22 protein-coding genes, 1 tRNA gene and 1 riboswitch are annotated in these 20270 nt (G+C 64.5%); of the genes, 11 read left to right on the forward strand and 12 right to left on the reverse strand.

Features of this window, described 5'->3' with window-relative positions; all coding sequences use genetic code 11:
• Window positions 1-35: 35 nt before the first annotated feature.
• A complete protein-coding gene (locus ACX12D_RS14330; protein ID WP_459371611.1) occupies window positions 36-851 on the reverse strand; it encodes an IclR family transcriptional regulator in 816 nt (271 codons plus the stop codon).
• Window positions 852-1066: 215 nt separating this feature from the next.
• Between ACX12D_RS14330 and ACX12D_RS14335 the strand changes: the two genes are divergently transcribed.
• On the forward strand, window positions 1067-2260 hold the full coding sequence (locus ACX12D_RS14335) for an acyl-CoA dehydrogenase (RefSeq protein ID WP_006162948.1): 1194 nt from the start codon (window positions 1067-1069) through the stop codon (window positions 2258-2260).
• Between the two features lie 160 nt (window positions 2261-2420).
• Here ACX12D_RS14335 and ACX12D_RS14340 read toward each other — a convergent pair whose 3' ends face one another.
• Complete coding sequence (locus tag ACX12D_RS14340) at window positions 2421-3059, reverse strand: peroxiredoxin (protein WP_459371612.1); 639 nt, start codon at window positions 3057-3059, stop codon at window positions 2421-2423.
• A gap of 240 nt (window positions 3060-3299) precedes the next feature.
• On the opposite strand from ACX12D_RS14340, the gene ACX12D_RS14345 reads away from it, so the two are divergent.
• From ACX12D_RS14345 to ACX12D_RS14365, 5 genes are all read left to right on the forward strand, one after another.
• Window positions 3300-3617, forward strand: a complete 318-nt coding sequence (locus ACX12D_RS14345) for a DUF883 family protein (protein WP_459371613.1) — start codon at window positions 3300-3302, stop codon at window positions 3615-3617.
• A 170-nt stretch (window positions 3618-3787) separates the two neighbouring features.
• A complete protein-coding gene (locus tag ACX12D_RS14350; protein ID WP_150984121.1) occupies window positions 3788-4168 on the forward strand; it encodes a phage holin family protein in 381 nt (126 codons plus the stop codon).
• Window positions 4165-4671 carry a DUF3318 domain-containing protein gene (locus tag ACX12D_RS14355; RefSeq protein ID WP_459371614.1) on the forward strand — a complete coding sequence of 169 codons (507 nt, stop codon included), beginning with the start codon at window positions 4165-4167 and terminating at the stop codon, window positions 4669-4671. Before ACX12D_RS14350 ends, ACX12D_RS14355 begins: the two co-directional genes overlap by 4 nt.
• Before the next feature lie 163 nt (window positions 4672-4834).
• Complete coding sequence (locus ACX12D_RS14360; RefSeq protein ID WP_459371615.1) at window positions 4835-5974, forward strand: AI-2E family transporter; 1140 nt, start codon at window positions 4835-4837, stop codon at window positions 5972-5974.
• Window positions 5975-6019: 45 nt separating this feature from the next.
• Window positions 6020-7915, forward strand: a complete 1896-nt coding sequence (locus tag ACX12D_RS14365) for a S9 family peptidase (protein ID WP_459371617.1) — start codon at window positions 6020-6022, stop codon at window positions 7913-7915.
• Between the two features lie 87 nt (window positions 7916-8002).
• Here ACX12D_RS14365 and ACX12D_RS14370 read toward each other — a convergent pair.
• The 10 genes from ACX12D_RS14370 to ybgC form a co-directional block, all read right to left on the reverse strand.
• A tRNA-Lys gene (locus ACX12D_RS14370) sits at window positions 8003-8078 on the reverse strand.
• 104 nt (window positions 8079-8182) lie between these two features.
• Window positions 8183-9298: a YeeE/YedE family protein gene (locus ACX12D_RS14375; RefSeq protein ID WP_459371619.1), complete on the reverse strand. Its 1116-nt coding sequence runs from the start codon at window positions 9296-9298 to the stop codon at window positions 8183-8185.
• A 65-nt stretch (window positions 9299-9363) separates the two neighbouring features.
• The gene (gene queC / locus ACX12D_RS14380; RefSeq protein ID WP_459371620.1) at window positions 9364-10047 is read right to left on the reverse strand and encodes a 7-cyano-7-deazaguanine synthase QueC; all 684 of its coding nucleotides are present in this window, start codon (window positions 10045-10047) and stop codon (window positions 9364-9366) included.
• A gap of 152 nt (window positions 10048-10199) precedes the next feature.
• A complete protein-coding gene (gene ybgF, locus ACX12D_RS14385; protein WP_459371621.1) occupies window positions 10200-10958 on the reverse strand; it encodes a tol-pal system protein YbgF in 759 nt (252 codons plus the stop codon).
• Window positions 10959-10976: 18 nt separating this feature from the next.
• Entirely contained in the window at window positions 10977-11492 is a 516-nt protein-coding gene (gene pal, locus ACX12D_RS14390) for a peptidoglycan-associated lipoprotein Pal (protein ID WP_441634318.1), read from the reverse strand.
• A gap of 17 nt (window positions 11493-11509) precedes the next feature.
• Entirely contained in the window at window positions 11510-12838 is a 1329-nt protein-coding gene (gene tolB, locus ACX12D_RS14395; protein ID WP_459371624.1) for a Tol-Pal system beta propeller repeat protein TolB, read from the reverse strand.
• Window positions 12839-13067: 229 nt separating this feature from the next.
• Window positions 13068-14219 (reverse strand): cell envelope integrity protein TolA, encoded by a 1152-nt coding sequence (gene tolA / locus ACX12D_RS14400; protein ID WP_459371625.1) that lies wholly within the window; start codon window positions 14217-14219, stop codon window positions 13068-13070.
• A 15-nt stretch (window positions 14220-14234) separates the two neighbouring features.
• On the reverse strand, window positions 14235-14672 hold the full coding sequence (gene tolR, locus ACX12D_RS14405; RefSeq protein WP_441634312.1) for a protein TolR: 438 nt from the start codon (window positions 14670-14672) through the stop codon (window positions 14235-14237).
• Between the two features lie 42 nt (window positions 14673-14714).
• A complete protein-coding gene (gene tolQ / locus ACX12D_RS14410; protein ID WP_043348531.1) occupies window positions 14715-15398 on the reverse strand; it encodes a protein TolQ in 684 nt (227 codons plus the stop codon).
• Window positions 15395-15799 (reverse strand): tol-pal system-associated acyl-CoA thioesterase, encoded by a 405-nt coding sequence (ybgC, locus tag ACX12D_RS14415; RefSeq protein WP_253928679.1) that lies wholly within the window; start codon window positions 15797-15799, stop codon window positions 15395-15397. The genes tolQ and ybgC overlap by 4 nt, the downstream gene beginning before the upstream one ends.
• A gap of 161 nt (window positions 15800-15960) precedes the next feature.
• Window positions 15961-16063: riboswitch (ZMP/ZTP riboswitch) on the forward strand.
• Window positions 16064-16185: 122 nt separating this feature from the next.
• Here ybgC and glyA point away from each other — a divergent pair.
• The 5 genes from glyA to ACX12D_RS14440 all read left to right on the forward strand — a co-directional run bounded on the left by glyA (window position 16186) and on the right by ACX12D_RS14440 (window position 20231).
• Window positions 16186-17433 (forward strand): serine hydroxymethyltransferase, encoded by a 1248-nt coding sequence (gene glyA / locus ACX12D_RS14420; RefSeq protein WP_441634310.1) that lies wholly within the window; start codon window positions 16186-16188, stop codon window positions 17431-17433.
• A gap of 158 nt (window positions 17434-17591) precedes the next feature.
• Window positions 17592-18059: a transcriptional regulator NrdR gene (gene nrdR / locus ACX12D_RS14425; RefSeq protein WP_441634308.1), complete on the forward strand. Its 468-nt coding sequence runs from the start codon at window positions 17592-17594 to the stop codon at window positions 18057-18059.
• Window positions 18060-18188: 129 nt separating this feature from the next.
• The gene (locus tag ACX12D_RS14430) at window positions 18189-18872 is read left to right on the forward strand and encodes a GspH/FimT family pseudopilin (protein ID WP_459371626.1); all 684 of its coding nucleotides are present in this window, start codon (window positions 18189-18191) and stop codon (window positions 18870-18872) included.
• A 4-nt stretch (window positions 18873-18876) separates the two neighbouring features.
• Window positions 18877-19413 (forward strand): type IV pilus modification protein PilV, encoded by a 537-nt coding sequence (gene pilV / locus ACX12D_RS14435; protein ID WP_459371627.1) that lies wholly within the window; start codon window positions 18877-18879, stop codon window positions 19411-19413.
• A gap of 77 nt (window positions 19414-19490) precedes the next feature.
• A complete protein-coding gene (locus ACX12D_RS14440; protein ID WP_459374025.1) occupies window positions 19491-20231 on the forward strand; it encodes a PilW family protein in 741 nt (246 codons plus the stop codon).
• Window positions 20232-20270: the final 39 nt, after the last annotated feature.

Raw genomic sequence — 20270 nt, forward strand, 5'->3', positions numbered from 1 at the left:
AACGCGACACCGGCCAAGGCGGGTGTCGCGTTGCTTCAGAGCGCCGGGTCCGACAGCCGCGCTGCCAGCGCGCGCAAGGCCGGCGCCAGCTTGTCGTGGAACACCGCTTCCTCGACCGAGCCATAGGACGCACTGCAACTCAGCATGTGCAGCTCCTTCTCCCCCACCGGACGGAATGCCACCGCGCATGCGTGGATGGCCGGGTGCCAGTCGCGGAACGACGCCGCATAGCCCAGGGTGGACGCCTGCTCCACCGTGGCACGCATGGCCGCCTCCTGGGTTTTCCACTGTTCCGGATAGGCCAGGGCAAACTCCGCCAGCACCCGTTCGCGCTTGGCTGCCGGCAAGGCCGCCAGGTAGGCGCGGCCCATGGAGCTCGACACCAGCGAGAGCCGCGACCCCACTCCCAGCCCCAGCATCACGCCCGCATCGTTGCGGATCGATTCCAGATAGATCACCTCCATGCGCTCGCGCTTGCCCAGCGAGACCGACACCCCATAAGCCTGGGCAAACGCCAGCATGTGCGGACGCGCCAGCGTCACCACATTGGACGCGGACAGGTAGGAATAGCCTAGCGCCAGCACACCGGCATCGAGTGCGTACTTGCCCAGGCTATCGTCGTAGCGCAGGTAGCCCAACTGCACCAGCGTGCCGGCCAGCCGGCTCACGGTGGCTTTGGGAAAGCCCGTGCGGCGCACGAAATCCTGGTTGCCCAGCATCGACTCGCCAGTGCGAAAGCAACGCAGCAACTCAAGGCCGCGCGCCAGCGCGGCAACGAAATTGGGATCGCTTTCGCGCGGTGTGGCGTTGGCGGCATCCGCCGCAGGCGTGGCTTGCGATTCAGTGGCCAAAAGTGATCTCCGCGGATTGGATGGAGGCAGCACGCCCTATTGCATGGATCGCGCATTGCGATATACTACATCATCGGAACAAAGTTCCGCAATGCGGAACCGCAAAAGCACCTCGGCGGACCGCGGAATGCGCCGATACTTCCTGAATTCAGGGCCGGCTCGCGAGGCCGCCCATCCCGATCCGCACTAGACCTGCACTACCGAAGGAGACCTACATGGCTGCCAACGCCGAATTCCACTGGGCCGACCCCCTCTTGCTGGACGACCAGCTGAGCGCCGACGAGCGCATGGTGCGCGATGCCGCCCTGGCCTATTGCCAGGACAAGCTCGCCCCGCGCGTGCTGCAATCGTTCCGCAATGAGAAGACCGACATCGAGATCTTCCGCGAGATGGGCGAGCTCGGCCTGCTCGGCCCCACCATTCCCGAGGAATACGGCGGCCCCGGCCTGAACTACGTGGCCTACGGCCTGATCGCGCGCGAAGTGGAGCGGGTGGATTCGGGCTATCGCTCGATGATGAGCGTGCAGTCGTCGCTGGTGATGGTGCCCATCCACGAATTCGGCAGCGAAGCGCAAAAGCAGAAATACCTGCCTAAGCTCGCTACCGGCGAGTGGATCGGCTGCTTCGGCCTGACCGAGCCGAACCACGGCTCCGACCCGGGCTCCATGATCACGCGCGCCAAGAAGGTTGCAGGCGGCTATGAGCTGTCCGGCGCCAAGATGTGGATCACCAACTCGCCCATCGCCGACGTATTCGTGGTGTGGGGCAAGCTGGTCGGCGACGACGGCAAGGAAGCGATCCGCGGCTTTATCCTCGAAAAGGGCTGGAAGGGCCTGTCTGCACCTGCCATCCACGGCAAGGTTGGCCTGCGCACCTCGATCACCGGCGAAATCGTCATGGACCAGGTGTTCGTGCCGGAAGAGAACCTGATGCCCGGCGTGTCCGGCCTGAAGGGTCCGTTCACCTGCCTGAACTCGGCCCGCTACGGCATCGCCTGGGGCGCCTTGGGCGCCGCCGAGTTCTGCTGGCATACCGCGCGCCAGTACACGCTGGACCGCAAGCAGTTCGGCCGCCCGCTGGCCGCCAACCAGCTGGTGCAAAAGAAGCTGGCCGACATGCAGACCGAGATCACGCTGGGCCTGCAAGGCTGCCTGCGCCTGGGCCGCATGAAGGACGAAGGCACCGCCGCGGTGGAAATCACCTCGATCATGAAGCGCAATTCCTGCGGCAAGTCGCTGGACATCGCCCGCGTGGCGCGCGATATGCTCGGCGGCAACGGCATCTCGGACGAGTTCGGCGTGATCCGTCACGTGGTCAACCTCGAAGTGGTCAACACTTACGAGGGCACCCATGACATCCACGCGCTGATCCTGGGCCGCGCACAGACCGGCATCCAGGCGTTCTTCTAAGGCACGCCGCCCGGGCCCGCCCGCTCTCTCGCAAGAAATAAAAATGGCCCGGCTGCAAAGCCGGGCCAAGCACACTACCAAGGAGAGACGACGGGCGAGCCCATCGTTGTACAACACTGGTCCGCCGGCCCGGCGCTACGTGCCCCGGCCGGCTGCTTGCTTACTTGTTGGGTTGCGGCGTCAGCCGCAGGTAAGGCCGAACGGCCTTGTATCCCTTCGGAAATTTCTGCTTTATCACGTCCTCGTCCTTCAGCGAGGGCACAATCACGACATCCTCGCCGTCCTGCCAGTTGCCCGGCGTGGCGACGCTATGGTTGTCGGTGAGCTGCAGAGAATCGATCACCCGCAGGATCTCATTGAAGTTGCGCCCGGTGCTGGCCGGGTAGGTGATGGTCAGCCGCACCTTCTTCTTCGGATCGACCACAAACAGCGAGCGCACCGTCAAGGTCTCGTTCGCATTCGGGTGAATCATGTCGTACAGCTCGGAAACCTTGCGCTCGCCATCGGCGATGATGGGAAAATTGACCGTGGTACCCTGGGTCTCGTTGATATCCTTGATCCACTCGCGATGGGACTCGACAGGATCGACCGACAGTGCGATGACTTTGACATTGCGCTTGGCAAAATCACCCTTCAGCTTCGCCGTCAGGCCGAGTTCGGTCGTGCAGACCGGTGTGAAATCGGCCGGGTGCGAGAAAAGCACGCCCCAACTGTCGCCCAGCCATTCATGAAAGCGGATCGGGCCTTCACTGGAATCCTGTTCGAAATCCGGCGCGATGTCACCGAGACGTAGAGCCATGCGGGTCTCCTCAAGAGGCAAAATAGGGTTGAACCAGTCTAGTGCGATTGCGATCCAACCCAAACGAATATAAAGTCACTACAAAATCACCTTTTTGTATTAAGACCTTTGTTAAGACCTTTGTCCTGCGTCACAGTCCTGCACGCTGTGTCGGACTCGTGGTGTTGAAACCACGGCGGTTCCCCGCATATGCTAGTAAAGAGGGCGAGAAGCTGCCCGACAACGTGCGAGGAAGGCAAAATGTCACAATCCGAAACCACCGCCCGCAAACAGGAGAAACTGATGAGCGATGTCAAGACCGTTTTGTCCGATGCCGAAGAACTGCTTAAGCAAGCGGCCTCGACCACAGGCGAGAAAGCTGCCGAACTGCGTGAGCGCGGCATGGGCCTGCTGAAACAAGCCAAAGAAAAGGCCCAAGACCTCCAGGACGCCGTGGTCACCAAGAGCAAGGCGGCTGCACGTGCCACCGACGACTACGTCCATGACCATCCGTGGCGCGCAGTCGGCGTCGCCGCCGGCGTCGGCCTGGTGATCGGCCTATTGCTGAACCGCAAGTAATTCGCCGGGCCGCAGGCCTCGCGCATGAACCCAAACGCCTTGCATCTGGGCCGCCGCATATCGCGGCGCAGTGCCGGGCAACGCCCCGCCAGCGGTCCCGCACCGCTGGCGGGGCTCCCCGTCTGCTGCAGGTGCAGCGCTTCGCCGCTGCACGCCTTCGCCGGAATTGAATGAGCGACCCCACCTCTTCCCCCAAGTTTATGGATGCCCTGCGCAGCCTGGCAGGATCACTGGTGGCAATGGTGCAGACTCGCCTTGAACTTGCCAGTGTCGAACTCGCGGAAGAACGCTCCCGGCTGATGAAGATGGCCTTGCTGGCCTGTTTCGGCCTGGTGTTCTTTGGCCTGGCCATGGTGACGCTGACCGTATTGATCGCCATCGTGTTCTGGGACACCTACCGCTGGCAGGCCCTGGGCGTGCTGGTTGCCTTATACCTGGCCGCCTGCGCGATCTGCCTCGCGGTTGCCCGCCATCTGGTGCGCAATGCCCCGCCCCTGTTCGAAGCGACGCTGGCCGAGATCGATAAAGACCGGGAGATCCTGCGCCGATGAGCACACCACACACCCCAGGCGAGCCGGCCGACAACACGGCCGGCACCGCATCCACCGCCAAAGCGCCTCGCTCGCACCAACGCCCCGTACGTTTCGCGCGGGAGGTGCGCCTGCCCCTTGCCATTCGCAAGGAGCTGCTGATCACGCGTGCCGCGCTTGAGCGCTACGACTGCGCCCAGGCGCTCCATCACGTCCGTGGTAGCGCGACCCGCCTAGGCCGTTTCAGCGCCTGGCTGCCGCGCATGACCCGGCCCGCCTCCTGGCTCAAGCTGCTCGGTCTCGCCAAGGAATACCCGCTGCTCAGCTCAGCCGTGTCCCTGGCGCTGCCGCTGCTGCGCAAGACCCCGGTGCTGCGCTGGGGCTGGAAGCTGTCCAAGCTCGGCGCGCTCGCCGCAGCCGGCTACTGGGCCTACGAGACCTTTCAAAAAAGCTCCGTCCAGGATGCCCGCAAGACCCCGTCCGACACCGTCGACACAGGGTTCCGCGACCCGCTGGTGCGTTAGCACCGCGATACGCCATGCAAGGCCGCCACCTGCGCCGGCCTTGCCTACCTAAGGCCTGCCATACGGCAATGAAGGCAATCAGCGCCACGCGCCGCGGCGAGCCGCCGTACGCCACCATAGCAGCGCGCGCTCCAACGCTTTTTCGACGCAAGGTGACAGCGCAATGACCCAACGAGTGGAAATGCAGCAAAAGGCGTTCTACCTGCTGCTGGCAGTAGTGTCGATAGCCTTCTGCTTCGTCCTGCGGCCCTTCTTCGGCGCCGTGTTCTGGGGCGCCATTCTGGCCATCATCTTCACGCCGCCCAACAACTGGCTGACCCGGCGCATGGGCGGCCGGCGCAACCTGGCATCGCTGACCACGTTGACGCTGTGCCTGCTGATCGTTGTGCTGCCGCTGATCTTTGTCACTGGCGCCCTGATCCAGGAAGGCAGCACCGTCTACCAGCAGATCAAGTCCGGCCAGCTCAATTTCGGCGCCTACTTCCAGCAAGCCTTGCACGCCCTGCCGCCGTCGGTGACAAGGGTGCTGGACCGCTTCGGCCTGACCGATATCAGCGACCTGCAGCAAAAGCTCACCACGGGGGCCGCCCAGGCCAGCCAGATCATCGCCGCGCAGGCGCTCAGCATCGGGCAGAACACATTCCAGTTCGTGGTCAGCTTTGGCGTGATGCTGTACCTGCTGTTCTTCCTGCTGCGCGATGGCCCGCAGCTTTCCAAGATCATCATGCGGGCGATCCCGCTGAGCGAGCCGCACAAGCAGCACCTGCTGCGCAAGTTCACCACCGTGGCCCGCGCCACCGTCAAGGGCAACATCGCCGTGGCCGCGGTGCAGGGGGCGCTGGGCGGCCTGGCCTTCTGGTTCCTCGGCATCCAGGGCTCGCTGCTGTGGGCCGTGCTGATGGGCTTCCTGTCGCTGCTGCCTGCGGTAGGTGCCGCACTGATCTGGGGACCGGTGGGGATCTACTTCCTGCTGACCGGCGACGTGGGTAAAGGCTCCATCCTGATCGGCTTCTGCGCGGTGGTGATCGGCGCGGTGGACAACGTGCTGCGCCCCATCCTGGTCGGCAAGGACACCCGCATGCCCGACTGGGTGGTGCTGATCTCCACGCTGGGCGGCATGGCGCTGTTCGGGCTGAGCGGCTTCGTCATCGGCCCGCTGATCGCCGCGCTGTTTATCGCCAGCTGGGACCTGTCCACGTCCACGCGGGAAGAAATCGAGCGCCGGGATGCCGCGCACGACAAGGACCCGACGCCGCCCGCACCGTCCGACGGCACCACCGGGCAAGCCGCGCGTACGGATTGAGCCCTGCCGCCGTTTGCCGGCCCCAAACACACCAAGGAGTGAGCATTGCGTCAAGACAACCCATCGCCCGGTGCACAGGCGCCGGCAAAGGTGAAGCACTACAGCGTACGTGAACTGTTCCGCAAGCCGGACCGCTCCCAGTTCTCGATCTCGCCGGATGGCCGCCACCTGTCTTTCCTCGCCCGGCACCAGGGCCGCCAGAATGTCTTTGTGCAAGCCATCGACGCAGATGGCAACCTGCTGGGCGAAGCCCGGCCGCTGACCGGCGAGAGCGAGCGCGACCTGCCCTTCCACACCTGGAAAGGCAACGCGCACATCCTGTACGCGAAGGACTTTGGCGGCGACGAGAACTTCCACGTGCTGTCGGTGCCGATCGACGGCGGCGAACCGGTCGACCTGACCCCTTACCCGGGCGTGCGCGCGGAGATCATCGACGATCTCGAGGACGACGACAGCCATATCCTGCTGTCGCACAACAAGCGCGACCCGGAAGTATTCGATGTGCTGCGCGTCGATGTGGTCACGGGCGAGTCCGTGCAGATCGCGGAAAACCCGGGCAACGTGATGAGCTGGGGCACCGACCACGCGGGCCGCCTGCGGGTGGCGACCGCCAGCGACGGCGTGAACACCACCCTGCTCTACCGCGATACCGAGGACGAGCCTTTTCGCCCGATCCTGACCACCGACTTCCGCGAGACGGTCTCGCCGCTGTTCTTCACCTTCGACGACAAGCAGCTGTATGTGCAGTCGAATCGCGGCCGCGACAAGACGGCGATATTCGAATTCGATCCCCGGACCGCCAAGGAAGGCCGCCTGGTCTTCGAGCACGACGAGGTCGATGTCGGCGGCCTGTCCTACTCGCGGCATCGCCGCGTGCTGACCGCCGCCTGGTACACCGACTGGAAGACACACCGCCATTTCTTCGACGCCCACGCCGAACAGATCCATGCCGACCTGGAGCGGCAACTGCCGGGCTACGAGCACCACGTCACCAGCATCACGCGCGACGAGACCCGGATGATCGTCTCCGCGTCGAGCGACAAGACCACCGGCACGCGCTTCCTGTACGACAGCGGCACGCAAAAGCTGGTCACGCTAGGCAAGGTGCAGCCTTGGCTGGATGAAGCCGACATGGCCGGCATGCAGCCAATCCGCTTCACCTCGCGCGACGGCCTGCAGATCCACGGCTACCTGACGCTGCCGGTGGCCAGCGCGGGAGAGCCTGTGCCGCAAGGCCTGCCGCTGGTGGTCAACCCGCACGGTGGCCCGTGGACGCGCGACGTATGGGGCTTCAACCCCGAGGTGCAACTGCTGGCCAATCGCGGCTATGCCGTGCTGCAGATCAACTTCCGCGGCTCCACTGGCTACGGTCGCGCATTCTGGGAGGCGAGCTTCAAGCAGTGGGGCAAGACGATGCAGCACGATATCGATGACGGCGTCGACTGGCTCGCCGCGCAAGGCATCGTGGACCCTAAGCGCATCGCGATCTACGGCGCCAGCTATGGCGGCTATGCAACGCTGGCGGGCGTTGCCTTCACGCCGGAGCGCTACGCCGCGGCCATCGACTATGTCGGCGTATCGAACCTGTTCACGCTGCTGGAGACCATTCCCGCGTACTGGAAACCGATGCTGGACATGCTGTATGAGATGGTCGGCAACCCCAACGTGGAAGCCGAGCGCCAAGCCCTGCACGATGCCTCGCCGGTGTTCTTCGCGGACAAGATCCGCACGCCGCTGCTGGTGGCGCAAGGCGCCAACGATCCGCGCGTCAAGCAAGCGGAGAGCGACCAGATCGTCCAGGCGCTGCGCTCGCGCGGCGTGGATGTGGAATACCTGCTAAAGGAAAACGAGGGCCACGGCTTCCACAACGAGGAAAACACCTTCGACTTCTACGAAGCCATGGAAGCGTTTCTCGCCAGGCACCTGGCCAAGGAAGGCTGATTTGCGACGGCTCCGCGCCTGATCTTCGAGCGCGGAGCATGAAACAAAAAAGGCGTAGCGGTTGCCCGCTACGCCTTTTCGCAATGCTGGTGGGTCGTGCGTGACTCGAACACGCGACCAACGGATTAAAAGTCCGCTGCTCTACCGACTGAGCTAACGACCCGGAAAAACTGAAGCCGCGATTATAGGAATATCTTGGCCCTAAAGTCAACCTTTTAACACGAACTACTCACGAACTACTCACGAACTACTCACGAACTACTCGTGCTAGATCATGCGCTCAAGGCGCCATATCTGGTAGCGGAAGCCCAGCACCGAGCCAAGCAGGATGCCGGCCAGCGCGATAAACGAGCCAATCGCCAGCGTGGATACGCCTGACAGCCCCTGGCCGATGGTGCAGCCCAGCGCGGTCACGCCACCCACGCCCATCAGGATGCCACCTACCAGATGGTTGCCGACGTCCTCGGCGTTGCCAAAGCCTTCCCAGCGAAAGGTGCGGGTCACCAGTGCGTACGCAGCGGCGCCGGCCACCACGCCGAACACGCTGACGATGCCGATGGTCAGCACCTTGCTCTTGTCGCTGAACATCATCAGCCAGTCGAGCGTGTAGGCGTAGGGAGCGACAAAACTCAGGCTCTCCATGCGGCCGCTGTTGCTGGCAACGAACAGCTCCTCGAGCGTATTGGGATCCTCAGCGACGTAGCCGAGATGCCCGGACACGTACCACATGGCCACGATGATCAGGCCCACGGCCAGGCCACCAAGCAGGTTATCGAAGGTACGGAAACCGCGTCCCGCCAGCGCCCAGATCACCAGCGCCCCGCCCACCACCAGCGCGATGCCGACTTGCAGGGTGGCGCGCGCCATGCCGCTGGCGTGCGCCAGCACGGAGGGCAGATCCTGCGTGGTGGGCAGCGTGAGCGCCACGGCATCGACGGTGTTCACGCGAATCACGCCAAACAAGCCGCGCAGCGTCATATAGGCCGACAGCCCCAGGAAGACGAAGACCACCAGCGACTTCAGGTTCCCCGCGCCGATACGCACCAGCGTCTTGCTGCCGCAGCCCGAGGCCAGCACCATGCCGAAGCCGAACATCAGCCCGCCCACCAGGGCGGAGAGCCAGCTGAGCTTGCTGGCGGCATAGATGGTCTTGGTGGGATCGATGTAGCCGCCCGCGGCCAGCGCGGCGGTGCCGATCATGGCCACGCCGATGGCCAGCCCCCACATGCGCATGCGGGTCCAGTCGCCCATATTGACGATGTCGGAGACCGCGCCCATGGTGCAGAAGTGCGTGCGCTGAAGCACGGCCCCAAACAGGAAGGTCAGGATGAAGGTGCTAGCCAGTATGGTACGGCTGAGCGCGGCAATATCGATTTCGGGCATGGGTGTCCGGCGGGGGAAGCGGAACGCGTGGGTGCGCGCAAGCGCGCTGGTGGCAACGGCAACTGTCAGGCCGCGCCCTGGTAGCGGGTGGGATCGGGCACGCCAGCGGCCTCGAAGCCCGCGCGGCGGATGCGGCAAGAGTCGCACACGCCACAGGCCCGGCCGTCGTCGTCGGCCTGATAGCACGACACCGTCATGCCGTAGTCCACCCCGAGCCTGACGCCGGCGCGGATGATCTCGCCCTTGGTCATGTCGATGATGGGCGCGTGCACGCGGATGCGCTCGCCTTCGACGCCGGCCTTGGTGGCCAGGTTGGCAAGCGCCTCGTAGGCCGACACGTACTCGGGCCGGCAATCCGGATAGCCGGAGTAGTCGACCGCGTTGGCACCGAAGAACAGGTCGCGGCCGCCGACGGCCTCGGCCCAGCCCAGGGCCAGCGACAGCATGATGGTATTGCGGGCCGGCACGTAGGTCACCGGAATGCCGCCGACGGCACCGTCCGTAGGCACCTCAAGGCTATCGTCGGTCAGCGCGGAGCCGCCGAAGCGGCGCAGGTCCAGGTCGATGATCTCGTGGCGCACCGCGCCCAGGGCGGCGGCCACGCGCTTTGCGGCCTCCAGTTCCGAGGAGTGGCGCTGACCGTAGCGCATCGACAACGCATAGGTCTCGAAGCCCTGCGCATTGGCCATGGCAAGGACGGTGGCGGAGTCCAGGCCGCCGGAAAGCAGGACGATAGCGCGTTTTTTCATGATGGCAGGGCGCGGCGCCCGGAGGCGCCACGCAAAATTCGGGGCGAATCGCGTATTTTAGCGCGACCAAGACAAAGGGCCCGCGAAAAGCGGGCCCTTTGTCTTCTGTCTGCCACCTGGGCCGCGCACCGGCGCCCCAACCTCCCGGGCGCTTACTTCAGCGTCTTGAGGCGGTTGCTCGCCGCCTGCGCGCCCTCGGTGCCGGGGTATTTGGCTACCACCTGCTCCAGGGTCTTGCGGGCCGCGGGCTTCTGGCCCGATTCGATCTGGTTGTTGGCGATGGCGATCAGCGCATCCGGCACCTTGGGGTGATCCGGATAGGCCTGCACCATGTTCTGCAGCACCGAGGTCGAGCCGCGGTAGTCCCGCTGCGCGTACAGCGAGTTGCCTAGCCAGAATTGCGCCAGCGGCACGTACGGGCTCTGCGGGTACTTCTTGATGAAGCTCGCGAACACGTTGCCGGCACCCTTGAAGTCCCCGGTCTGGAACTGCTTGAGCGCGGCATCGTACTCGGTCTTCTCGCCAGGTTGCGACAGCCCTTCGCGGCCATCCACGGTGACCTGCTGCGGCTCGAATTTCTTCAGGCGCGCGTCCAGGTCCGCGTAGTAGTCCTTCTGCTGCTTTTGCAGCGTCGTCACCTCGTTCTGCAGCATCTCGTTCTGGCCGCGCAGCCGCGCCACTTCCTGGCGCAGGCCTTCGAGCTGGTTCTGCATGTCGAGCTGGGCGCGGCTGTTCTGGTCGATGCGCTGCGATGCCGTCGCCTGGAAACCGTTGAACTGGTCCCGCATGTTGACGATGGCTTTGCGCGCCTCGTCATCGTCGAACACGCCAGCCCGCGCCTGTGCCACCGGCAGCAGGCTGGCGCAGGACATCGCGGTAAGCAATACCAACTTGGAGACGCGTGCTTTCATGAGATGGCTGTCCGCGGATTAGTACGTGATGTCCGCGCGGCGGTTTTCCGCCCAGGCGGCTTCGTCGTGGCCGGTTGCCTTGGGCTTTTCCTTGCCCAGGCTGACGGCTTCCATCTGGGTTTCCGGCACGCCCAGCGAGGACAGCGAGCGGCGCACGGCTTCGGCGCGCTTCTGGCCCAGTGCCAGGTTGTATTCGCTGGTGCCGCGATCGTCGGTGTTGCCCTGAATCAGGATGCGGCGGCCCTTGTTGGTGGCCAGGTACTTGGCGTGCTCCGACAGCATGCCCTGGTAGTCGGACTTGACGCTGTAGCTGTCGAAGTCGAAGTACACGCTACGCTTGGCCAGCGGGCTGTTCGGATCGTTCAGCGGATCACGCGACACGTCCACCGGCGCCACGGCGCGGGCGTCGGTCGAAGGCGTGCCCTTGTTGCCGGCACCGGCGTTAGCGGTGTCGTCCAGCTTGACGCCGGAGCTGCAAGCGCCGAGGGCCAGCAGAGCGGCGACGGCAAGCGTTTTGGTCATCATATTGGTCATGGCTAGGAACTCCTCGTTTATTGCATGAATGGTCCCCAGGACGGCTCGCGAACCTCGCCGGACTGGAGCGACAAAACCTGCCGGGTACGCCCGTCAGTGGACACTGCCGCCAGCACCGAGCGACCTCCCACCCGGGTGGCATAAAGAATGTACTTGCCGTTGGCGGCGAAGCTCGGGGCCTCGTCGTTGGCGGTGTCGGTCAGCGAGGTCACATCGCCGTTGCCGATATCCATCAGCTGCAGCTTGAAGCCGCCGCTGCGGGTGATGTAGGCCAGCTGCTTGCCATCCGGGGAAATGCGCGGGCTCACGTTGTAGCTGCCCTTGAAGGTCACGCGCTGGGCTGCGCCGCCTTCTTCGCCGCCGGCCGGCATGCGGTAGATCTGCGGCGCACCGCCGCGATCGCTGGTGAAGTAGATGCTGCGGCCGTCGGGCGCATATTGCGGCTCGGTATCGATGGCGCTGCTGCGGGTGAGGCGCTTGAGCCCGGAGCCATCGGCGCCAACCTGGTAGATCTGGGTATTGCCGTCGCGCGACAGCGCCACCGCCAGGCGTTGGCCGTCAGGCGACCACGAAGGCGCGCTGTTGTTGCCCTTTTGGTTCGACACCAGCGTGCGCTTGCCGGTCGCCAGGTCGTGCACGTAGACCACGGGCTTCTTGGCTTCAAAGGACACGTAAGCGACCTTGCTGCCATCCGGCGACCACGAAGGCGAGATGATCGGCTCGTTGCTGGTCAGCGCCACCTGAGAGTTCTGGCCGTCGGAGTCCGAGATCAGCAGCTGGAAACGCCCGCCGACCCGCGAGACATAGGACAGCCGCGTGGCAAACACGCCGCGCTCGCCCAGCAGCTTCTCGTAGATGTAGTCGGCGATCTTGTGGCCGGTCACGCGCAGCTGGTTGCCGCTGACAGTGAAGGCCAGGCCACCCAGGCTGGTGCCCTTGACGGTGTCGTAGAGGCGAAAGCGCACGTCGTACTGGCCGTTGCCGGTGGGTGTGACGCTGCCGGCCACGAAGGCATCGGCGCCGCGCGCCTTCCAGCTGCCAAGGTCGGCATTGGCGGACTCCGCCACCGTGGCGCCGCCCGGGTCGACATTGCGGAAGCGGCCGCTGCGCTGCAGGTCGCTGCGGATGATGGCGGTGAGATTTTGCGGGGCCTGAGCTTCGCCCTGGAAATTTGCCGTGGCGATGGGGAGCTGGCTGGCGCCAACACCGGTGATTTCAACGTTCAATTGCGCCTGTGCGCTGCCGGCCGAACAAGCCAGCACCACGGCCAGCCCGGCAAACAGGGCGTGCGCGCGGGTGCCGTGCCGCTGCGCGGCCAGCCAAAGGGGGGCCCAAAGCTTTCGCATGCTGCTCCTCAATCGAGATCAATATTCATCGAGCGCGGCCGGCAAACGGGAGCCGTGGAACGGGCAAGCATGCTGAAGGCTTGTCGCATGCCCGTATCGCGTGCCCTGGGCACATTTGCCGGCTGCGTCAGGCAACCTGTCATCGTAGCGTTGGGACTGCAGTGCATCGACGTAGGTTGCAATATGTTGCAATTCGAGTGTTCCCGTGCCGTCGACATCGCCGTCCCTCTTAATCCTTAGGCTTGAAGGTGATCGTGAAGCTGGCTGGCGCCTTGCCGTTTTCGTCGCGGGGGAGCGGATCCGAGCGCTCCACGGCGCGCAGCACGGCGTTGTCCCAGCCCGAATTGCCGCTGGACTTGGACAGCCGCGCGGACATCAAGGAGCCGTCCGGCGCCAGTTGAACCGACACCACCGCGGCCGGATTGCCAGGCACGTCTTCAGTAAATACGATATTCGGCTTGACGCGGCGACGCACGCGATCCGGGTAGCCAGGCGAGGCCTTGCCGCCCGACCCCGCACCGCTGCCAGCGCTGCTGCCGACACCGCCGGCGCCGCCAACTGCCGCCCCGCCGCCGGCCATGGCCTGCAGCCGCGCCAGTTCACTGTGGCGCTGGGCATTGGCGGCGGCGTCGCGCTTGGCCTTGGCATCCGCATCAGCCTTGGCTTTCGCGTTGGCGGCGGCCTTGGCTTCGGCGTTAGCCTTGGCCTTGGCGTCAGCGGCTGCCTTTGCCTTGGCGTCAGCCTCGGCGCGCGCCTTGGCATCGGCCTCGGCACGGCTCTTGGCCTCGGCGCGGGCCTTGGCGTCGGCTTCCTTGCGCTCGCGCTCAGCCTGCTCCTTGCGCTGCTCCTGCAGCACGGCCTGCCTGCGCGCGTCTTCCTTGCGCTGGGCTTCCTTCTTCAGCTCGTCCTTCTTCTGTTCTTCGCGGCGCTGCTCTTCGCGGCGCAGGTCGTCCTTGTGCTGGGCATCCTTGCGGGCCGCCTCCTTGCGGGCCGCTTCCTGCCGCTCGGCTTCCTGGCGCGCGCGCAGGTCGGCCTGCTGGCGCGCCTCTTCGCGGGCGGCGGCCTCGGCCTGGCGGCGCTTTTGCTGCTGGAGGGCGATCTCGGCGTCTTCTTCGGCACGAGACCTCACCGCTGGCGCAGGCGGCGCCGGACGGGCTTGTACGATGGGCAGGGGTGCGGGAGGCGGCGGTGGCGGCGGTGCGGTAGTGGCCGGGATCTCATCCCAGAGCTCGGCTTCGGCACCGACCGGGGTGCTGCTCTGCCAGTGCACACCGAAATACAGCACGATGCCCAGCAGCAGGTGCATGAAAACCGCGAGCAGGAAGGAACGCAGGGTTCCCCGCTCCGGGGCCGGCTGATAAGGATAGGCGGCGGTTTTCATCGCGTGGGGCGGTGCTTACTTGGGCTTGACCATCAGGCCGACGCGCTTCACGCCGTCGGCCTTGAGCACTGACATGACGTCCAGCACGGCTTCGTACTTGACCGAGCGGTCGGCGGCGATCACCACCGGCTGATCGGGATTCTCGTTCTGGCGCTGATGCACGAAGTCGATCAGGCCCTGCTTGTCGAGCTTGCGCTCGAAGCTGTTGCCGGCGTTATCCTTGCCGCGCGCGGTCAGTGTGCCGTCCTCATGCACGGTCACGACGATGGGGGGCGCCTTTTGCTGCTGAGTGGCGTTGGCCACACTGGGCAGGTCAACCACGGCGGGATTCACGATCGGTGCCGCCACCATGAAAATGACGAGCAGCACCAGCATCACGTCAATGTAAGGCACGACGTTGATGTCGGCACTGGCCCGGCGGCGCGAGCCGCCACGGCGCTGTATCGCTGCCATTGCTGGTTCTCCTTGACCGAAGACGTTGGTGGTTTCGGCGCTTTAGCGGGTCTGCCGTTGCAGGATGTTCAGGAACTCTTCCATGAAGCTCTCGAAGCGGATGGCCAGGCGATCTACTTCGGTGGCGTAGCGGTTGTAGGCAATGACCGCCGGAATCGCCGCGAACAGGCCGATGGCGGTGGCGACCAGCGCCTCCGCAATGCCGGGCGCCACGGCTGCAAGCGTTGCCTGTTGCACATTGGACAAGCCGCGGAAGGCGTTCATGATCCCCCATACGGTGCCGAACAAGCCGATGTACGGACTGACCGAACCGACCGACGCCAGGAATGGAAGATGCGATTCCATCACATCCATCTCGCGCTGGTAGGCCGCGCGCATCGCACGCCGCGCGGCATCGAGCAGCGCGCCGGCGTCATTGTTGCGCTCGCGCGCCTTCAGGTACTCGCCCATGCCGGATTCAAAGATCCGTTCCAGCGCGCCGGTGTTGTGACGATTGTTGGCTGCGCTCTGATACAGGGCCTGCAGGTCGCCGCCGGCCCAGAAGTCGCGCTCGAACCCCTCGGTCTGGGTCCGCGCGGCGCGCAGGGAGAAATGCTTGCGGAAGATATATGTCCACGAGAACAGGGACATCACCAGCAGCAGGGCCATGACGGCCTGTGCCAGCACACTGGCGTGCAGCACCAGCGAAATGATCGACAGGTCTTGCGTGACGGTCACGGGATTCATCGAGCGGTCTTGATGGTTGCAAGGACAGGAGCGGGAATGGGAGTCGGGCGAAATGTGCTACGATCAACACACCCAACCCGGATGGCGCCAGTAGCCAGCAATTGCTCACCACGCCAGGCTTCCTGGGCGAATTGGACCGACGCCGGGCCAACCCGTTCAATCTGTGTCCGGATCTCAAGCAAGTCGTCCAGACGGGCGGGGGCATTGTAGTCCACCGCCGTGCTTCTGACGATGAAGACGACGCCGGTCTCATCGGCCAGCGCTTGCTGTTCGATGCCAAGCGAGCGCAGCCACTCGGTACGGGCGCGCTCGAAAAACTTGAGGTAATTGGCGTAGAACACTACGCCGCCCGCGTCGGTGTCTTCCCAGTACACCCGCAAGGCCCACACATTGTTGCTCATGGCCGCGATTGTAACGGGAGCCGGCCCGACCCGGTGTAAACCCTTGTCTGACATTACAACAATTACATAGCTTGACAGACAAGGCATTGACTTTCGGTCTCAGGCCCCGCAGCACCGTCTTGCAGCGAGCCAGCGCCTCGCGTTAAACTGCCGCCAACCATTCCATCTTGCGCGACTGGCGAAGTCAGTGGGTACTACCACGAGGAAGCGCAAAGTTCTCTGGCGCGATGTTTCAAGCGCCTGCCGCTCGCCTGGGCAGCGAATGGGAAGCAGGGTGCGCCCTGCGCCGGATAGCTAACGCGACCGGCGCCGGTCGCCTGTGCCTTCCCCGCGCGCCCTACCCCGAAGCCATTCGGAATTCCCCTTTTTTCAGACGAGTTTTCGCCATGTTCGAACGCAGCCGCTATACGATCGACCAGATCGACCCCGAGCTTTTTGCCGCCATCCAGAAGGAAGACCAGCGCCAGGAAGAGCACATCGAGCTGATCGCCTCGGAAAACTACACCTCGCCGGCCGTGATGGCCGCGCAAGGCTCGCAACTGACCAACAAGTACGCCGAAGGCTATCCCGGCAAGCGCTACTACGGTGGCTGCGAGTACGTCGACGTCGTGGAGCAACTGGCCATCGACCGCGTCAAGCAACTGTTCGGCGCCGAAGCCGCCAACGTGCAGCCCAATTCCGGCTCGCAGGCCAACCAGGGCGTGTTCTTCGCCGCCCTGAAGCCGGGTGACACCATCATGGGCATGAGCTTGGCCGAAGGTGGCCACCTGACCCACGGCATGGCGCTCAACATGAGCGGCAAATGGTTCAACGTGGTCAGCTACGGCCTGGACGCCAACGAAGACATCGACTACGACGCGCTGGAAAAGCTGGCGCAGGAAAAGAAGCCCAAGCTGATCATCGCCGGCGCCTCGGCCTTCGCCCTGCGCATCGACTTCGAACGCATCTCCAAGGTAGCCAAGTCCATCGGCGCCCTGTTCATGGTCGACATGGCCCACTACGCCGGCCTGATCGCCGCCGGCGTGTACCCCAACCCGGTGCCGCACGCCGACTTTGTCACCACCACCACCCACAAGAGCCTGCGCGGCCCGCGCGGTGGCGTGATCCTGATGAAGGCCGAGCATGAGAAGGCCATCAACTCGGCCATCTTCCCCGGCATCCAGGGCGGCCCCCTGATGCACGTGATCGCCGGCAAGGCAGTGGCGTTCAAGGAAGCCCTGTCGCCCGAGTTCAAGACCTACCAGCAGCAAGTGGTCAAGAACGCCCGTGTGCTGGCCGAAACGCTGATCGAGCGCGGCCTGCGCATCGTCTCCGGCCGCACCGAAAGCCACGTCATGCTGGTCGACCTGCGCGCCATGCAGATCACCGGCAAGGAAGCCGAAAAGGTCCTGGGCGAGGCACACATCACCGTCAACAAGAACGCCATCCCCAACGACCCGGAAAAGCCGTTCGTCACCTCGGGCATCCGCCTGGGCTCGCCGGCCATGACCACCCGCGGCTTCAAGGAAGAAGAAGCCCGCCTGGTGGCCAACCTCGTCGCCGACGTGCTGGAAAACCCGCACGACCTGGCCAACATCGCGCGCGTGCGCGAGCAAGTGGCAGCCCTGACCAAGCGTTTCCCGGTCTACGGCTAAAGCCCGGCGCCACCCGCCACGCGCGGGTGGCCGGCAGCCCCGCCGCGGCGCGCGCCGCGCCTGCGGCGGGCCTTGCCAACCCAGCCCGGCGCGACACAGAATGACAAAACGCTGCCTGCGCGGCACGCGCCCCGGCTCAAACTTCGAGGTGGTCAGGCATGAAATGCCCTTTTTGCGCCCATTCCAACACCCAGGTCCTGGACACGCGCATGTCGGAAGAAGGCGATACGGTGCGCCGCCGCCGCCGCTGTGAATCCTGCGACCGCCGCTTCACCACCTATGAGCGGATCGAGCTGTTCTTCCCCGCCATCGTCAAGAAAAACGGCTCCCGCGCGGACTATACCCGCGACAAGCTGAAAGACTCGATGCGCCTCGCCCTGCGCAAGCGCCCGGTCTCGGCTGAAGCCATCGACGCCTCCATCACCCGCATCGAAGAGAAACTGCTCGCCCTCGGCGAGAAGGAAATCCCCAGCAGCCAGGTCGGGGAACTGGTCATGCGCGAGCTGCGCCGGTTGGACAAGATTGCTTATATCCGGTTTGCTTCGGTGTATCGGAGCTTTGAGGACGTGTCGGAATTCCGCGACATGCTGGACGAGTTTTCGGCGTCTACCCCACGGAAGGGGTAGCAGACTTCCAAGGAAAGCGGTTTAATCTGCACTGCCTTCTTATATAAGAACAGAAGGTACGGTGGACTCGCCCGGAGAGGCGAAACACACCAACAAGAAAAAAAAACAGTTTTCGGACGGGAGTCGAACATGGGTCAGCCTTCCTGCCTTGCGGCAGCGGGCTTGGTTGCGCTTGTGCGCACCAGGCTATCGTGGGCACCGGGGAAAGCGCTGCGCAGTGCATGGGCAGCGCTGGCCGATTCACGCCCCTACGCCCTCTGGCACGCTGCCAACCGCTCCTCCCTCCCCTCTGCGCTACGCGCCACTCGGCAAGCCGGCTTCACTCTCATCGAACTGATGGTGGCGCTTTCGGTTCTCGCCATCCTGGCGGCAGCAGCAGTCCCGAACTTCAGCTCCTTCATCCATCGCAGCAGGATGACGACGGAATCATCCAATCTGGTCAGCGACGTGGAGATCGCCCGTAGCGAAGCAGCACGTCGCAATACAACAATCACCGTCTGCCCCACCGCCGACGGCACCAACTGCACCAGTGACTGGGCCCAGCGTCGCGTGGTCTTTGTCGACAGCAATGGCGACAACATCATCAGCAAAGGTGAAGAGGTGATCCGCAAAAGCGATCCGCCTGCCAGTTCCATGGCCATCGTGGCCAGCAGCTTGAGCACCGGCGCCACCAGCATCCGTTTGCGCTCCTGGGGCGCGCCAGATTCGCTTGGCTCCTGGCAGTTCTGCGCGAAGTCATCGACCAGCGCCGGCCAACGCGTCTCACTCACGGGCAGCGGCAAGCCCACCTCGCAGCAAGTCGCTTGCCCTTGATGCCATGAAGATAGCGCATCCCGAACGCACGCACAGCCGGCGTCGCCCCGCTTCCGGATTCACCCTCATCGAGGCCCTGGTGACGATCGTGGTGCTGTCATTCGGCGTGCTAGCGCTGGCTGCCCTGCAGTTGCGCACACTGGTCGATGGCCGTACGGCTTCCATGCGCAACGTCGCGACCGTGCTGGCCTACAACCTTGCTGACCAGTTACGAAGCAACGAAGCCGCGATGACCGCGGGTGCCTACAACCAGCCCGTCGGCCTGACCACGGTCGCCTGCTTCACTACCGCAGGGTGCACGCCAGCGCAGATGGCCGCAAGCAGCTACAAGGCCTGGCTCGACGACACGGCGGCCGCGTTGCCCAGCGGGCTCGGCACCGTCTGCATCGACAGCACGCCGGACGATGGCACGCCGGCCAATCCGCAGTGCGACAACGCAAGCGGTGCCCCCTACGCGATCAAGATCTGGTGGCAGGAAGATAAGGTGCCGACTAACCAGGACCCGGTCTATCAACGTTTTGTCACGGCGTTCGTACCATGAGAAAGGCAGGCCGCAAACTGACGCGCCGCGCGCGCGGCTTTACGCTTGTCGAGCTGATGGTCGGCTTGGTCATCAGCATGCTGCTGCTGATCGTGATCTCGTCCTTCTACCTGTCACAGCGGGCGTCCTACGGCACGCAGACGGACCTGGCCGGCATCCAGGAGAACGCGCGCGCGATTGCTCAATTGCTCCAGCGCGACGTGCGCCAGGCCGGCTACAGCGACTTCCCGGCAGGCACCACCTTTGCCAACGCCAACACCATCGACGCGACCAACGACACCGGCACTAACACAAGCGACACGTTGACGTTCCGTTATTTCGGTTCGGACGCGCTGGCCGCCGCCGCGTCCGTGCCGACGCCAAACCCTGACGGCACCATCGTCGACTGCACCGGCAAAGGTGTCAGCAATATCGTGCTGCAGGCGGAAACCTTCTCGATCGCCAACGATGCATCCGGCATGCCGTGGCTACAGTGCACCGCGAATGGCACCACCACGCCCCTATTCCCCGGCGTGGAGCGCTTCCAGGTACTGCTGGGCGAGGACACCGATGGCGACCAGGCGATCAATCGTTATGTGCCGCCGGGTGTCGCGGTCATGGCCAATGTCCGGGCGATGATGGTTTCTGTGGTGCTGGTCGGTGACAGCCGGACCAACCCCGCGCCGCTCTCAACCACATTGAGCCACTTCGGCACAGCCTATGCGCCCGCCAACGTGGCACCCGCCAGCGATGCAGGCAGCGTCGTGCATCTGCCTGTGGACGGGCGCCTGCGCAAGCATTTCACGTTCTATATCGCAGTCCGCAACCGCTTGAACTAGGCCAGAGATGAACAACCGACCCGACCGTCCCATGACCTG

The sequence above is a fragment of the Cupriavidus sp. PET2-C1 genome (genome assembly GCF_054515855.1).

Coding starts and splice junctions, on each gene's coding strand:
- ACX12D_RS14360 (WP_459371615.1), top strand. CDS start 4,835: ATGACCCAACGAGTGGAAATGCAGCAAAAGGCGTTCTACCTGCTGCTG.
- tolB (WP_459371624.1), bottom strand. CDS start 12,838: ATGCGAAAGCTTTGGGCCCCCCTTTGGCTGGCCGCGCAGCGGCACGGC.
- pal (WP_441634318.1), bottom strand. CDS start 11,492: ATGACCAATATGATGACCAAAACGCTTGCCGTCGCCGCTCTGCTGGCC.
- nrdR (WP_441634308.1), top strand. CDS start 17,592: ATGAAATGCCCTTTTTGCGCCCATTCCAACACCCAGGTCCTGGACACG.
- ACX12D_RS14440 (WP_459374025.1), top strand. CDS start 19,491: ATGCTGCTGCTGATCGTGATCTCGTCCTTCTACCTGTCACAGCGGGCG.
- ACX12D_RS14355 (WP_459371614.1), top strand. CDS start 4,165: ATGAGCACACCACACACCCCAGGCGAGCCGGCCGACAACACGGCCGGC.
- ACX12D_RS14350 (WP_150984121.1), top strand. CDS start 3,788: ATGAGCGACCCCACCTCTTCCCCCAAGTTTATGGATGCCCTGCGCAGC.
- pilV (WP_459371627.1), top strand. CDS start 18,877: ATGAAGATAGCGCATCCCGAACGCACGCACAGCCGGCGTCGCCCCGCT.
- ybgC (WP_253928679.1), bottom strand. CDS start 15,799: ATGAGCAACAATGTGTGGGCCTTGCGGGTGTACTGGGAAGACACCGAC.
- ACX12D_RS14345 (WP_459371613.1), top strand. CDS start 3,300: ATGTCACAATCCGAAACCACCGCCCGCAAACAGGAGAAACTGATGAGC.
- queC (WP_459371620.1), bottom strand. CDS start 10,047: ATGAAAAAACGCGCTATCGTCCTGCTTTCCGGCGGCCTGGACTCCGCC.
- glyA (WP_441634310.1), top strand. CDS start 16,186: ATGTTCGAACGCAGCCGCTATACGATCGACCAGATCGACCCCGAGCTT.
- ybgF (WP_459371621.1), bottom strand. CDS start 10,958: ATGAAAGCACGCGTCTCCAAGTTGGTATTGCTTACCGCGATGTCCTGC.
- ACX12D_RS14430 (WP_459371626.1), top strand. CDS start 18,189: ATGGGTCAGCCTTCCTGCCTTGCGGCAGCGGGCTTGGTTGCGCTTGTG.
- ACX12D_RS14335 (WP_006162948.1), top strand. CDS start 1,067: ATGGCTGCCAACGCCGAATTCCACTGGGCCGACCCCCTCTTGCTGGAC.
- tolR (WP_441634312.1), bottom strand. CDS start 14,672: ATGGCAGCGATACAGCGCCGTGGCGGCTCGCGCCGCCGGGCCAGTGCC.
- ACX12D_RS14340 (WP_459371612.1), bottom strand. CDS start 3,059: ATGGCTCTACGTCTCGGTGACATCGCGCCGGATTTCGAACAGGATTCC.
- tolA (WP_459371625.1), bottom strand. CDS start 14,219: ATGAAAACCGCCGCCTATCCTTATCAGCCGGCCCCGGAGCGGGGAACC.
- tolQ (WP_043348531.1), bottom strand. CDS start 15,398: ATGAATCCCGTGACCGTCACGCAAGACCTGTCGATCATTTCGCTGGTG.
- ACX12D_RS14375 (WP_459371619.1), bottom strand. CDS start 9,298: ATGCCCGAAATCGATATTGCCGCGCTCAGCCGTACCATACTGGCTAGC.